Raw genomic sequence first — 15,439 nt, 5'->3', positions numbered from 1 at the left:
AATTAGAATTCTAGGGTGTTAAATAGAAGGAACTACCTTATTTACACCCTTTCTTTCAATATTAACCTTTTAAACCACTTGTACTTATTCCTTCCACGACATGACGTTGGAATAAGAAGAAGACAACAAATACAGGAATTAAGGTAACAATGGACATCGCAAACATCGCTCCCCAGTTCGAAACAGTTTCATTGCTTAAGAACATGTTAAGGGCCATTGATACGGTATACTTATCCGGGCTGTTCAAGTAAAGTACAGGTCCAAGTAAATTGTCCCATGTCCAATAGAAAGAAAAGATAGATGCTGTTGCTAAAGCTGGTCTGATTAATGGCAAGATAATTTTGTAAAAGATTTTAAACGTATTACATCCATCAATTGTCGCTGCTTCATCCAATTCTCTAGGAATGGTGCGAATAAATTGGACCAATAAGAAAATAAAGAACGGATGTCCAAAGTATGCTGGAATTACGATCGGTTTAATGGAATCAAGCCAACCTAGCTTTGAAAAAATAATATATTGAGGAATCATAACAACCTCATACGGCAGCATTAATGTTACCATCATGATGGCAAACCAAAAGCCTTTTCCAAAGAAATTCAATCGTGCAAAGCCGAAAGCGATAAATGCAGAAGAAATAACTTGTCCGATCATGGTAAAGATAACTAAAACCACTGTATTTTTTATAAAAACACCGAACGAATTTCCTCCAATACCTTCCCAGCCTTGTGCAAAGTTATCTAAAATAAATGGATCAGGTATTAGCGACTGTGCGGTTACAAAGATGGTTTCACTTGGTTTAAAGGAACTCATTAAGAGCCAAATAACCGGATAAAGCATTAATATCGCAAAGCCGCCAACCAGTAAATGATAAACCCACCACTTAACAGGTTTGATCTTTGGTGCAGTTATTCTTTCAGTTTTAGTCACACTTTTAGGACTCGCATTTATGTTCATCTGTTATTTCCCCCCTTCAGATTCGTAATGAACCCAGAACTTCGATGTGAAGAAGATAATCGCAGTTAAAATACCTACAATGATTAACATGATCCATGCCATAGCTGAGGCATAACCCATATTGAAGAACTCAAAGCCTTGAATGAATAAATAAAGTGAATAAAGAAGTGTTCCATCTAATGGTCCGCCAGTACCTTTTGAAATGATAAATGCCGGGACAAATGTCATAAAGGCAGCGATTGTTTGCATAATCGTATTAAAGAGGATTACTGGACTTAACATCGGCAACGTAATTTTTGCAAACTTTTGAAAGAAGTTCGCTCCGTCAACACTGGCAGCCTCATAATATGTTGCTGGAATGCTTTTTAATCCTGCGAGAAAAATCAACATTGATGAACCAAATTGCCAAACTGATAAAAAGATGAGCATCCATAAAGCTGCTGTTGGATCTCCAAACCAACGAACACTTGGAACTCCTAAAAAGGCGAGCAAAAGATTAACGATTCCTTCATCACCGAAAATGTTTCGCCACATAATCGCAACAGCTACACTACCACCAATTAAAGAAGGTAAATAGAACAAAGATCTGTACAATCCTACGGCTCTTGAAGCCGTGTTTAATATCAGCGCAACCAATAGAGCAAAACCGAGCCTTAACGGGACACCAGCAAATACATAGATCAGGGTAACTTTAAGTGATTGCCAATATCTTGGATCATCTGTGAACATCTTTTTATAATTTTCTAATCCGACCCATTGTGGAGTAGCAAATAAATTGTATTGCGTAAATGATAAATAGAGTGAAGTAACAATAGGGATAAAAGTAAACGCCAAAAATCCAATAATGAAGGGACTTATAAACATGTATCCTTTCAAATTATGCCTTATAGCGCGTGAACTCATATGCTTCATTCCTTTCTTTAGGAACCTTTACTTTATTTTAAACTTCGATAGCTGATCGAAGGGTGATCAGCTATCGAATGATCTCGTTATTTATTTTGAGACAGGATGCTTTCTGCTTGTTGTCTAAACTGCTTAGCAGCATCTTCTACTTTTAGCTGGCCATAATTCATCTGTTCAGATAGGCTGTCAAGAAGTTCAATTACTTCACCTGCTCCAATCGGATCTGGACCATCAAAAGGAGAGCTATTTTGTTCAGCCCATGCAACACTATCAAATACTTGAACTTGTTCTGGAGAAAGGAAAGGTTTAAGCTCTTCTTTAATAACAGAGGAACCTGGTACACCACGGTCACCTAACGCCAGTTTATTCGCTTCAATGTCATTTACTAAGAAATTGATAAACTTAGCAGCTTCTTCCTGATGCTTTGAATTTTTTGAAACTGACCAGAACATACTAGGTTTTAAATATAGTCCTTCTTTCATGCCAGGTCCCGGCATATTATGAATTTGCAACGGTCTGTTTGCGACTTGCTGTAATCCCACAAATTGGTTGGACCATTGCCAAATTCCAATCGCTTCTTGTTTAACAACAGGATCATCTTCAATTCCTTTTAACTGTGCTAAATAGTCTGGAGTCGGTACTGCTCCATCTTTCACTAAGCTGGAAGTCATTTCAAAGAAATCAATAAATAATTGGTCATCTTCATAGCCTAGTTTTGTACCATCTTCGCTGTAAAGTGATTTTCCTTGTGTTCGTAAGTAATAGTTAAAGAAAACATCTGCTTTCATACCAGTATCCATAAAGATCCCAGCAGCTTTTGCCTTTTTAGCTATTTCTTTATAATCATCCCAAGTCCAGTTTTCATCAAGGGATTCTACCCCGGCTTTTTTCAATACCTCTGGATCATAATGGAATCCGACAACGTTTACCCCTGCATTAAATCCATATAATTTATCCCCGATTTTTCCACCATTGATATAATTTTCAGTATAATTCGTTGTATCAATTTCCTTGCCAACAAACGGTGTTAAATCAGCTAATTGACCATTTCCTGCATACTGTGAGAAATAAGAAAGGTCCATTTGAATAATGTCTGGAAGCTGCCCGGCTGACGCTTGGGGTGCTAGTTTTTTCCAATAATCATCCCAACTTGCATATTCAGCCTGAATATCAACATTCGGATTTTGCTCTTCATACTTTTTAATGATTTCAAGTGTGTAGTCGTGTCTTGGCTGGTCACCCCACCAAGCAATTCTTAATTTGATTTTACCATCTTGACCGCCGCTCTCTGAACCAGAACCTGATCCACCAGAGGAGCTGCTTCCACTACATGCCGCTAATGAAAAAACCATTACAATAGATAATAGTAAAAACAGAAACTTCTTCATTTTATATCCCCCTTATTTTCAATTTCCTGTTACCGCTTACAAGTCCCATTTTATAGAGTTTTCCAAACTATTTGAATTTAAAAAACAGATAGCTATGTTTAAAAAACAGTGTAAATGGAATATGTCATAAGCACTATCGGCTGCCAAAATGATAACGCTTTACCCTTAGTCTTATGTCATATTAAAATTTATCCAATATAAAAAGCTCTGTTAAATGCTAATTATTTTCTGCTAAAATATCGATTGGAGTGGAACCAAAGAGCCAAAAAAACTCATCATCTTTATAAAAGACAATGAGTTTTAACTTAAAACACCTTCTTATATTCAGAAGGTGAATACCCTGTATACTTTTTAAACACTTGACTGAAATATTGCGGATTATCGCCATACCCGATCATGTCTGCTATAGTAGATACTTTCACATCATCCATTTGCTCGATTTGCTCAATAGCTTTATTTATTCGCATCTGGGTAACATAGCTGGAGAACTTCTCACCTGTTTCCTGCTTAAATAGTTTTCCTAAATAGTCGGCATTCATATAAACTTTATTAGCCACCCATTTTAATGATAGCTCTGTATTTCCTAAATGCTCTTGAACAAGTTCAATCATTTTATTAATAACAGAAGAATGATTTGATTTATGTCGTTCATAATGACCCTGAGTAATCTCTTGCGCAATTTCCTCAAAAAATTCTTTCATTTGCTGGATGGTGTCCATGTCCATAAGCGAGGACATTTTTTCCATATATTCCTCAATATCTTTTGAATCGGTATTTTGGATCATAATTAAAAAAAGCTTCATGACATATGATCTGGTTAAACTAGTTGAGGACATTCGTTCCATTAATACAATAAAAAAACGAGAAATTTCTTCTTGAACTTTTTCCCAATTACCAGATTTAATTAGTAGACAAAGATTTTGCCCATCATAGTCAAAATGGTAAGGTTGTTTTTCCTGGCGAATATCATTTTTCGTAATTATACTTCCTTCACCTAAATAAAAACGATGGTTTAAGCATTCAAGTGCATCTAAATACAATCTCCTCGCTTGAGTAATAGAATCCATTTCACTTACTGCAACGGTCATATCCATTTGATAGATTTCATAAAAATGATCTCTTAACTGTTCAATTTTTGTTTGCAAGCTTGCAAAGTTTTCCTCATGTACTAAGAATAAAACATGTTCACCGATATTTGTTGATAAGATGGAAGGAGCAAAAAGGTCTTCCCCAAGATTTTCGATGACAAACATATGTTCATAATGAAAGTCACCTTCAAGACGAAATAAGATTAATCTAATTTTTTCTTCATCAAAATTGATTTGAAATAGATTTTCATAAAATTTGATGCCCCTATTCCCATCTATTTTACTTGTAATAAATTCTTTTAATAATTGCTTTTTTACATACGGCTGTATTTGTTCAAAACGAGTTTTAATATCAATTAAAAAACGTTCTTTCTTTTCTTCTGTCTTTAACTCTTCTAGCAAATTATTTAGAGCCTCAACAATACTATTTTCATTACAGGGCTTTAAAAGATAATGCTTAACACCGTACTCCATTGCTTGTTTCGCATAATCAAATTCACTAAAACCAGAAAGAATGATAAATTTTGTTTCAGGCTTCTCTTTCGAAATTCTTTTGACAAGTTCCAAACCATTTAATCCTGGCATCTTAATATCGCAAATGACAATATCAGGGTGGTGACTCATAATTTTGTTATATGCTTCAAGTCCATTTTTTGCTGTACCAATCAATTCAGTTCCAATGCTTTCCCAGTCGATAATATTGGAAATTCCTTCTAAAATAATCCTCTCATCATCCACTAGCAACACTTTATACATAGTCCCACCTCTTTTTACATGGAATGACAATGAGAACCTTTGTCCCTTCATTCACTCTACTTTCAATCTGTAATCCATAGCTCGAACCAAAGACGAATTTGATTCGTGAATCGATATTCTGGAGTCCAATTCCATTCCCTTTTGTGGTAATCTCGCCTTTTTGAACGTTTTCGAGCTGCTGTTCATCCATTCCAGGACCATTATCTTCAACAACAACAAACAGTAAATCTCCCTCTTGATACGCAGAAACATGAATCTTGCAGGGTTCAATCATCATTTCCAATCCATATTGAATGGCGTTTTCAACCAAGGGCTGTACAATTAACTTCGGTATCGCACATTCCTTTACATCCTCTTGAATGGATAAATGAAAATCCAAACGTTCCTCAAATCGGAACTTTTGAATAGTTACATAATGCTTGACCATTTCAATCTCTTCATTTACTGAGATGATATTTTCTTTTAAACTAATCGCATTCCGTAATAAATAACCGAGTGATTCAACCATTTTGGAAATCTGCTGCTGCTTATTAATCTTAGCCAACCAATTAATGGATTCTAGCGTATTATAAAGAAAATGAGGATTAATTTGGGATTGCAATGCCTTAAACTCAGTATCTTTGATTAAGAGCTGTTTTTCATAGTTTTCATTTATTAGTTCATTAATTCGTTCAATCATATGAAAAAAATTCCGATGAAGGATTCCAACCTCATCCTGATCTTGTGAGGGCTTAAAAGAATCCGCTACCTTAAAGTCCCCTTCCTGAACATGATTCATTGCAGACACTAAGTTTTCAATCGGATTTGTAATTCGTTTTGAAAATTTACTAACGAGGTATACCGCAACCATGCAAAGAAAAAGGAAAAAGAAGAGTACAAAAAACTTGATTGCTGTAACCTTTGCAAACATGGCGCCAAAAGGAATCACATTCCAATACGTCCAATTTGCATATGGAGATTTTGAATAAGTAACAAAATAGTTTTTCCCATCTATTTCTTGAATGTTATATCCTTGCTTGCTACTCTCAGTAAAATTAAGCTGTTCTAACTGAGCAAAAGGTTTTTCTGAAAAAAATATATTATCCCCTCGTGAAATCATAATATAGCCTTCCTGGCCATCCCATTCTTTAGGAAGCTCGCTCACAATTTCATCTAATTTCACTTCAATGATTAACGTTCCTAATCTCTCTAAACTTAAGTTCCGATATGATTTTAATAATCTTGTTGAAAAGATCGATTCTTTTGAATCATTTAATGTAACCCAAATATTACTGCCATTCCCTCCTCTAGCCTTCGTAATGATTTCAACCTTATGTTCATATAAAATCGATGAAGGTGCCCTTCCTGCCCGATATTCCGTTCCATTTAAGTCAAAGAGATGAATAGACTGGATATATTTCTCAGAACCTATATAATTCGTGAGCTTCTCCCATATTTCTCTTTCAATTTGGTACTGTTCGTACTTAGTCACCTCACCCTTCGCGCGAAGCAGGGCATTTTGAATAACACTGTCATTCATAATCTCAAATGTCACATCTTCAATATTTTTCAATTCATCTTCAATGCGACTAGATGACATAATGAGGACTTGCGAGGATTTTCGATAAATTTGTTCATCATAGCTATTAAATGCATACTGAAATCCAACTACGATAAATAATAAACAAACAGCCATGATAATCGATATAAAAACCATCAGCTTATCCTTAATTTTCAAGTTTCTATAACGATTTGAAATAAACAATATTAACTTCTTCATAGCATGTTGAACTCCTTACTATGCATCGACATTTTAAACAAATCGCTACAGAAAATTTTAATTAGGAAGTGGAAAGTTGATTATCCCAAACCTCCACTTCCTATTAACCACTTTTCCTTATAACAAAGATAGCCAAGGCGAGCGCTTTCAATTAAAAGTGTAAAATAAGGCCGCCATCCTTGCTTATTTTATAGGATACCCCATTGTCGACATAAGTGCCAAGCCTGGTTGTGTAGAATCTAATCGACTATATTGAACAAAAATTGGCAAGTCACTCTCAACTTCAATGGAATATGGAACACCTGGAGGGATCGACTCTCCATTTCGTTCTATCGTGGAAGTTCGTAAATGATTGCTTCGCTTTCCTTCTACCATAACAGGAATTTTTTCAATCGGATCACGGTCTTCAAAATAGATAGTAATAAGTATGTTCGCAGCTTCTTCATTGCAATTTAAAATACAGATTGATTCATGGCTTGTTAGTTCCCCTGAACTTAGTGGCGGAATATATCCATCAGGAATAATCCAATGTGTTTCACCTTTTTTTATGTTCAAAATAATCCCCTCCTAAATTGATTGCACATTGTGTTAAATCAAAACAAAAAGTATAAAATGGTTTACATTTGTTCGATTATGTTCATTATAATACGATTTCCTGTCTTTTTACATCATTTTTTGTCAAACGAATGATTTCTTTTCGAAAGATACTGTTAACAAGCCGATTAATTTGCAATACAGGATCACTGTTCGAAAAATAATAGTCGTGACCGATTATATAGTCTTTATTTCGTACAAAATAGAAAAAAGGTTATTTTTGCATAAATCGACTGTCATAGAATGATACAGATGAATTGACGATCCATTCTAAAAACAGAATAATGAAATAAAAGGCAAAAAAGATTGGAGAGAATCACTAATGACAGAAAGAGCAGAAAAAAAATGCAAAGATTCGCTTGTTATTAAAACAAGCAGAGTATTTCCATTGGATACAAATAATCACAATACATTGTTTGGCGGCAAATTAATGAGTTATATTGACGATGTTGCCTCTATTTCTGCAGCAATGCATTCACGCTGTGATGTTGTTACAGCTTCAACCGATTCTGTGGACTTTTTAGTCCCTATCCGGCAAAGTGATTCTGTCAGCTTAAAATCATTTGTATCATATGTTGGTCGTTCCTCTATGGAGGTTTTTGTAAAAGTCATCGCTGAAGATTTAAGAACGGGTGAACGGAAACTTGCTGCGACTTCCTTTTTAACATTTGTTGCATTGGATCATCAAGGGAAACCTGTTGAAGTACCAAAGGTCATTCCAGAGTCTGATGAAGAAGTGATGCTGTTCAATACTGCAGGGCAGCGTATAAAAGTTCGTAAAGAACGACGCGAACATAGTGAAGCATTTGCAAATGTTGTGACATTGTAACTTTCTTCAAGACATAGAGAAAAACACCCGATGCGGGTGTTTTTAATTGAGAATATTTGAGAATCAAATAAAAATCGTATTTGTCAAATTAACTGAGAATGGTTTAATAGCTTCTTATTATTTTACTGCTTCTGGAACAGACAAGCCTAAGCCTTCAGCAATACGTGTGCCATATTCCGGATCAGCTTTATAGAAGTGACCAATTTGTCGAAGTTTAATGTCATCTCTTTCAACAGGCTTCATCGCATTTACGATGTTTGATACAAGATGTGCACGCTGCTCTTCAGTCATTAAGCGGTACAGGTCTCCCGCTTGTGTGTAATGATCGTTATGATCATAAGCAGCACTATCTGCTACACCTGATACGGGATATGCAGCCTGTTTATGTTCAGGTGTTTCTGTTGGACCACCGAAACTATTTGGCTCGTAATAAACAGACTTACCGCCATTGTCATCAAATCTCATTTGGCCGTCACGCTGATAATTTTTCACTTCATTTTTAGGACGATTAATCGGTAATGCTTGATGGTTCGCTCCTACGCGATAACGATGGGCATCATGGTACGCGAATAAACGGCCTTGAAGCATTTTGTCTGGTGAAAAATCTATGCCAGGTACAATTGTTCCAGGTGAGAAAGTCGCTTGTTCTACTTCAGCAAAGTAGTTTTCCGGATTTCTATTTAGCACCATACGACCTACTTCAATTAATGGATAATCTTTTTGAGACCAAACCTTAGTCACATCAAATGGATCGAAACGATACGTGTTAGCATCTTCTAAAGGCATAATTTGAACATATAATCTCCATGCCGGAAAATCGCCTTTTTCAATCGCATTGAATAAATCTTCTGTATGATAATCAGGATTTTCTCCTGCTATTTTCGCTGCAACTTCAGGGGTAATGTTTTTAATCCCTTGTTCTGTTTTAAAGTGATACTTGATCCATACTCCTTCACCATCTGCATTTGTCCATTTGAACGTATGACTGCCAAATCCATGCATGTGGCGATAAGTGGCCGGTATTCCGCGATCAGACATTAGGATTGTTACTTGATGTAATGATTCAGGTGATAATGACCAGAAATCCCACACCGCATTAGGGTTTTTCAAATGTGTTTGCGGGTCTCTCTTTTGTGTATGAATAAAATCAGGGAATTTGATCGCATCGCGGATAAAGAATACCGGTGTGTTGTTCCCAACAATATCGTAATTGCCTTCTTCCGTATAAAATTTCACCGCAAATCCGCGCGGATCACGAACAGTATCCGCTGAACCTAATTCACCAGCCACTGTTGAAAAACGAATAAATAATGGTGTGCGTTTTCCTACTTCAGATAGGAAATTTGCTTTCGTATATTTCGTCACATCATTTGTTACTTCAAAGTAACCATGAGCACCTGCACCTTTTGCATGTACAACACGCTCAGGAACACGTTCTCTATTAAAATGTGCTAGTTTCTCTAAAAGGTGTACATCTTGTAGTAATGTCGGGCCGCGCCCTCCTGCTGTGATTGAATTCTGGTTGTCCCCGACTGGAGCACCCCAGCTTGTAGTAAGTCTGTTATTCGTCATGTAAGAATCACCTCTAATATTTTTTAAGTATGATATTATAATAACATCTCTCAATTAAAAATCAATACTTTTTTATAATTATTATAATTTGATATTAAAAATTATCTTTAATTGACTTTAAATAATAGCTCGTAAAACAATCCTTTATATCCTATGATCGTGGTAGACAATCTATTACTCTAAAAAAATGAGACTGTACAGCAAAGGATCACCAAATTGTGTTTGTTGGAGGGGTCAGTCCCTTTGAGACAGTCTCATACCCGTTATAATCCAAGTGAAATATATTTCACCTCTAAATATTCTTCGATTCCATGATGACCACCCTCGCGGCCGATTCCGCTTTGCTTAAAGCCTCCGAATGGCGCTTGCGGTGTGGATGGCAGACCATCGTTTAAACCAATAATTCCGTATTCAAGCGCTTCTGTTACTTGAATACCTTTCGCTAGATTTTCAGTAAATACATAGGCTGCCAATCCGTAAATGGAGTTGTTTGCTCGTTTAATCACTTCTTCCTCCGTTTTAAAGGTTGTCACTGGAGCAATCGGCCCAAATGTTTCTTCAGTCATACAGAGCATGTTATCATTGATGTTAGAAAGGATCGTAGGTTCAATAAAAAGTCCTTCTCTTCTTTTACCGCCTAATTCAACTTTAGCCCCTTTTTCAACTGCATCCCCTATATGCTGCAGCACTTTTTCCACCGCCTTCTGATCAATTAACGGACCAATATCCACCCCTTCATCCAGGCCGTTTCCAATCACCAACTCTTTTACTTTTGGAATTAGCTTCTCAATGAACGTTTGATAGATTGATTCGTGAACATAAATTCGATTGGCACAAATACATGTTTGACCAGCATTTCTGAATTTTGCTGCAACAACCCCATCAACTGCTTTATCCAGATCAGCATCAGCTAAAACAATCACTGGAGCGTGTCCGCCCAACTCTAAGGAAACCTTTTTTACTGTCTGTGCTGATTGCTGCATTAAAAACTTACCAACCTCTGTTGAACCTGTAAATGTGAGCTTACGGACTCTTGGATCTTGAAGCAGCACTTTTCCAATTTCCTTTGCATGCCCACAAACTACATTGATAACACCTTTTGGAATCCCCGCTTCATCAGCAAGCATGGCTAATTTTAAAGCTGTAAGCGGTGTTTGTTCAGCAGGCTTAATCACAACAGTGCAACCAGCTGCTAATGCAGGAGCTACCTTTCTTGTAATCATTGCTGCTGGAAAATTCCAAGGAGTGATAACCGCTACTACGCCAACTGGCTGTTTTTGGACAAATAAGCGTTTATTTCGTTGGGTAGCAGGAATCGTTTCGCCATAGATGCGTTTTGCTTCTTCTGCATACCAAGAAAAAAATCCATTTGCATAATTTATTTCACCGCTAGCTTCTTTTAAGGGCTTCCCTTGCTCCATTGTCATTAACTTAGCTAATTCCTCTCGATGCTGATGAATCAAGTCATGCCATTTTCTAATTAACTCAGCCCGTTCATATGCTGAATATGTAGACCATAACTGAAAGGCATCTGTTGCTGCTTCGATCGCTTTTAATGATTCCTTTGCTCCTCCATTTGGGACCTTTGCAATTATTTCATTCGTAGCTGGATTAGTTACCTTAAATGATGGCAAATGATCCCCTGTCCATTCCCCATTAATATACAATTGATATTGTTCCATACTGGCTCCCTCCTAAATTTTGCTTTCACTAGCCAATAAAGTTGGTTATGTTAAGCTTAAGTGATTTTCCTTAAAGGACTCAAGTTAAAAGTCTGCCTAATAATGGTATAGTATATTAAAAGTTTGGAAGTTAAATAGCTAAAAAAAGCACTACAACCTTTAAAAGGCTGTAATGCATAAATAATTCTCTTTAAAAGGATTAGACGGTTTCGATCGTCGATAATCTTTCTCGATATTGATGAGCTGCTTCCACCATTATTTTTAATGCAGCGATGGTCTCTGTTTCCCCTCTTGTTTTCAGTCCGCAATCAGGATTTACCCAAAATGCGCGGTAGTCCAGAACCTCAAGTGCACGTTTTATATTTTGTGAGATTTCTTCTAAACTAGGGACACGAGGGCTATGAATATCATAAACACCAAGTCCAATCCCTTTGTTGTAATGATGCTGCTCAAAGGAAGCAATCAATTCACCATGGCTTCTTGATGTTTCAATTGAAATCACATCTGCATCAAGCGCATCAATTGCATGAATAATATCATCAAAATTCGAATAACACATATGGGTATGAATTTGCGTGTCCGCTTCCACTGAAGATGTAGCTAATTTAAAGGCATAGACTGCAGCATTTAAATAAGCTTCTGTTTTTTCCTCTTTTAAAGGCAATCCTTCCCGCAATGCAGCTTCATCCACTTGAATCATCTTAATTCCACTAGCTTCAAGTGCTTCAACCTCTGAACGGATCGCTAATGCGATTTGATTTAAGACATCGGTACGATCAATATCATCACGGACAAATGACCAATTGATAATTGTTACAGGTCCTGTCAGCATGCCTTTTACTGGTTTAGCTGTGAGAGATTGTGCATACACCGTTTCCTTTACAGTCATAGTTTCTTTGCAATACACATCCCCAAATATAACTGGAGGCTTTACACAGCGTGAGCCATATGACTGGACCCAGCCAAACTTTGTAATGGCGATTCCTTCCATCTTTTCACCGAAAAACTCAACCATATCTGTTCTTTCAAACTCCCCATGTACAAGGACATCTAGTCCAATCTCTTCTTGAATATCGATCCACTTCTTGATTTCAGCTTTGATGTATTCCTCATATTGATGAGCTGTTAGCTCACCTTTTCTCCATTTCAATCGCTCTTTACGTACTTCCTTCGTTTGAGGAAAGCTGCCAATTGTAGTCGTAGGTAATATTGGTAAATCAAAGCGTTCAGCTTGTACTTCTTTCCGTTTTATCACATCAATTCGTTCCGAAGAATAATTGCCTATATTGTTAATTGCTTCTTGGACAGTTTTTACATTTCGATGTGAGGAATTTGTTAATTCAACAATTGCTTGATCATGTACTTCTAGTTCTTGAACACTGCCATCATGATTTGCAACTTTTGTTAACAGCACAACTTCTTCTAGCTTTTCATCTGCAAAAGATAAGGCTTTTTTTATTTGTGTATCCAATTGTTGCTCGCTTTTTACAGTAACTGGAACATGAAGCAAACTGCAGGATGGCTGGATAATCAGGCGATCTTTATCAATAAACCTCGTTAATTCATAGACTGCCGTTAATTTTTTTGTCAAATGAGATTTCCAAATATTACGTCCATCAATGACACCTGCGAAAAGAACCTTATCGCTCGGAAAACCGTGTTCTTTTAGATTTTCAAGATTTCTCCCTGCATCATGTACAAAATCAAGACCTAACCCTTGAACTGGCAACTCAATGATTTCTTGATAAAATTCGAGACTTTCAAAATACGTTTGAAGGATAACGTTAACTTCAGGAACCCCTTCATTAAACGCAGCATAAACTTTTTTAAACTCATCAATGATTTCTTTATCAACATTTTTTACTAAAATGGGTTCATCTACCTGAATCCATTCTGCACCAGCTTCTTCTAATTGCTTAAACACATCTATATAGAGAGGAATAAGTGAGTTTAATAGTTCTGCTCTTCTTTGCTTATCATACCCTTTAGATAAAGACAATAATGAAATTGGGCCAAGAATAACCGGCTTTCCCTCTATGCCGAGCTTTTGTTTTGCTTCAAGGTACAAGTCAAGCAATCGATTTTTGCCTAAATTAGGTTGTGCATTCTTTAATTCCGGAACAATATAGTGATAGTTTGTATTAAACCATTTTGTCATCTCAGAGGCGATTTTCCCTTTGCTTCCCCTGGCAATCTCGAAATAGGTTTGAAGAGTCAGCCCTTTCTCTTCCGTTTTAAAACGCTCAGGAATTAACCCAAACATAACTGCTGTATCGAGCACATGATCATAGTAACTAAAATCACCTATCGGGATAAGATCAATGCCTTTCTCTTTCTGTTTTTTCAAATGGGATAAGCGAATATGTTCCATTTCTTTCTCAAACTGTCCTTCGCTTACTTGTTCTGTCCAAAATAATTCTAAAAGCTTTTTCCATTCACGATTTTCACCAATTCTTGGATAACCAATATTTGAACTTTTTATCTTCATTTTCTTCTCTCCTCGTTCCCAATTTTTCTGATGTTTGTCCAATAAAAAAGCCTCTCTATGAATAGATAGAGAGACTTTGGATAGGCATAGTTAACTAGAGTTGAAATGAATGAATCGTTTCAACATATGACCACCACTCCTCCCTATTTCGCGTAGGTAATAAGTGCATACAATAGGCAGGTCTCCTGACTCAGGTTCTTCACTTCAAATCCCTTCCCATTTCAAATTGAAACAGTGGATGCGATTGAAGCTCCCCATTACAGTGGCGCGACCGTGCCGGATTTTCACCGATCTTCCCTTTTAAGTTAAAAGCAAAGCTTTTAACACCTATTGCCTGAACATTATTAAATTTTAAAATAATTGAAACATGTGATTTAGATTAAACCATTTTTTCTCTTTTAGCAAGTATTTTTCTAATGGGCTGTATTTGTCCACTGTGTGTGGAACCGCTTTATGCATCGATAGCTAGTCAATATAACGTTTTTAACAAATAAAGCGAGACTCCTATCAGCGGGGGTTTTACTGCTCGTTAAAATGGGATAAAAAAATTCGCATAAAAACTGATTCAAACTGTAACACTCCGCCATAACCTACATACACTTATATGGATTTTATACAATAAAAAATAAAGGAGAGTTGCCTTCATGAATCCTTATGGATACAATTATTACCAAGAATTCATCCCTAATCATTATAATTATTATGCCCCATATGATTATGATGCTTTTATACAGCAAACAGAACAATATGAGGGAAATAGACAACCACCACTTGAAAGAAGAGTTTCTCAACTCGAACGACAAAATGAACGCCAAGGACGAGAAATTACAAGACTTAATGATGAAATAAGACGATTAAACCGGGAGATCAATAGAATCAGTCGTGAATTTAACCGTATAAACCAGCTGGTAACACAGCTCAATGAAAGAGTTGAGCAACATACTCGAAGATTAAATCGACTTAACCAACGGCTTCGTGCAGTTGAAAATAGATTAGATCTGCCATTCACTCCAGGTGAAGGCGGTTTTTAATCATGTCATTATTCAAGGATGATCATTAGTAATTATCTAAGGTCATCCTTGTTTTCAATTCATTTTTTGAACTTGTTATATCCATCAGTGGGGGGTTTACTGCCCGTAAAGATTGGGATAAAAAACTATAGTTTGTACATAATAAAGTTGATTATGTTGAGAGGAGGTACATATGTATGACAAATCGTAATGATAATCGTGAACGACAAAACAAATATCCGAATAACAAACAACAGGATACAGAGTTTTCAAAGGATATTAATATTAGAAGTGAAAAAACGAAAAAGGATTTACAGAAATAATAAAGAGAGGCTGCCATAAACTGGTACCCGTGTCAAGGACACATGAAAAAAAGAGTCAAGCAAATAGAAGATGATTCCTATATTGAATAGGG

12 protein-coding genes and 1 riboswitch are annotated in these 15,439 nt (G+C 36.4%); of the genes, 3 read left to right on the top strand and 9 right to left on the bottom strand.

The features are described 5' to 3' along the window. Window positions 1-61: 61 nt before the first annotated feature. The 6 genes from Q1B07_RS14920 to Q1B07_RS14895 all read right to left on the bottom strand — a co-directional run bounded on the left by Q1B07_RS14920 (window position 62) and on the right by Q1B07_RS14895 (window position 7,404). A complete protein-coding gene (locus Q1B07_RS14920) occupies window positions 62-955 on the bottom strand; it encodes a carbohydrate ABC transporter permease (RefSeq protein ID WP_299090786.1) in 894 nt (297 codons plus the stop codon). A gap of 3 nt (window positions 956-958) precedes the next feature. Next, a complete protein-coding gene (locus tag Q1B07_RS14915; protein WP_299090788.1) occupies window positions 959-1,858 on the bottom strand; it encodes a carbohydrate ABC transporter permease in 900 nt (299 codons plus the stop codon). 86 nt (window positions 1,859-1,944) lie between these two features. Continuing rightward, window positions 1,945-3,246 (bottom strand): sugar ABC transporter substrate-binding protein, encoded by a 1,302-nt coding sequence (locus Q1B07_RS14910; RefSeq protein WP_299090792.1) that lies wholly within the window; start codon window positions 3,244-3,246, stop codon window positions 1,945-1,947. A gap of 305 nt (window positions 3,247-3,551) precedes the next feature. Continuing rightward, the gene (locus Q1B07_RS14905) at window positions 3,552-5,090 is read right to left on the bottom strand and encodes a response regulator transcription factor (protein ID WP_299090794.1); all 1,539 of its coding nucleotides are present in this window, start codon (window positions 5,088-5,090) and stop codon (window positions 3,552-3,554) included. Next, on the bottom strand, window positions 5,083-6,849 hold the full coding sequence (locus Q1B07_RS14900) for a sensor histidine kinase (RefSeq protein ID WP_299090797.1): 1,767 nt from the start codon (window positions 6,847-6,849) through the stop codon (window positions 5,083-5,085). Before Q1B07_RS14900 ends, Q1B07_RS14905 begins: the two co-directional genes overlap by 8 nt. 183 nt (window positions 6,850-7,032) lie before the next feature. Next, entirely contained in the window at window positions 7,033-7,404 is a 372-nt protein-coding gene (locus Q1B07_RS14895) for a sensory rhodopsin transducer (protein ID WP_299090799.1), read from the bottom strand. A 361-nt stretch (window positions 7,405-7,765) separates the two neighbouring features. On the opposite strand from Q1B07_RS14895, the gene Q1B07_RS14890 reads away from it, so the two are divergent. After that, window positions 7,766-8,272, top strand: a complete 507-nt coding sequence (locus Q1B07_RS14890; RefSeq protein ID WP_299090800.1) for an acyl-CoA thioesterase — start codon at window positions 7,766-7,768, stop codon at window positions 8,270-8,272. A gap of 117 nt (window positions 8,273-8,389) precedes the next feature. Here Q1B07_RS14890 and katA read toward each other — a convergent pair whose 3' ends face one another. The 3 genes from katA to metE all read right to left on the bottom strand — a co-directional run bounded on the left by katA (window position 8,390) and on the right by metE (window position 14,014). Then, window positions 8,390-9,844 (bottom strand): catalase KatA, encoded by a 1,455-nt coding sequence (gene katA / locus Q1B07_RS14885; RefSeq protein WP_299090802.1) that lies wholly within the window; start codon window positions 9,842-9,844, stop codon window positions 8,390-8,392. A 263-nt stretch (window positions 9,845-10,107) separates the two neighbouring features. Continuing rightward, on the bottom strand, window positions 10,108-11,526 hold the full coding sequence (locus Q1B07_RS14880) for an NAD-dependent succinate-semialdehyde dehydrogenase (RefSeq protein WP_299090804.1): 1,419 nt from the start codon (window positions 11,524-11,526) through the stop codon (window positions 10,108-10,110). 199 nt (window positions 11,527-11,725) lie between these two features. Continuing rightward, a complete protein-coding gene (metE, locus tag Q1B07_RS14875; RefSeq protein ID WP_299090808.1) occupies window positions 11,726-14,014 on the bottom strand; it encodes a 5-methyltetrahydropteroyltriglutamate--homocysteine S-methyltransferase in 2,289 nt (762 codons plus the stop codon). A gap of 157 nt (window positions 14,015-14,171) precedes the next feature. After that, window positions 14,172-14,360, bottom strand: a riboswitch (cobalamin riboswitch). 298 nt (window positions 14,361-14,658) lie between these two features. Here metE and Q1B07_RS14870 point away from each other — a divergent pair. Beyond that, a complete protein-coding gene (locus tag Q1B07_RS14870) occupies window positions 14,659-15,045 on the top strand; it encodes a hypothetical protein (RefSeq protein ID WP_299090810.1) in 387 nt (128 codons plus the stop codon). A gap of 176 nt (window positions 15,046-15,221) precedes the next feature. After that, window positions 15,222-15,347, top strand: a complete 126-nt coding sequence (locus tag Q1B07_RS14865) for a hypothetical protein (RefSeq protein WP_299090812.1) — start codon at window positions 15,222-15,224, stop codon at window positions 15,345-15,347. Window positions 15,348-15,439 lie beyond the last annotated feature (92 nt).

Source organism: uncultured Metabacillus sp. (assembly GCF_947503125.1).
GTDB lineage: Bacteria > Bacillota > Bacilli > Bacillales > Bacillaceae > Metabacillus.
Note: the sequence above shows the minus strand (reverse complement) of the source record. Positions and strands in the feature narration are given on the sequence as shown.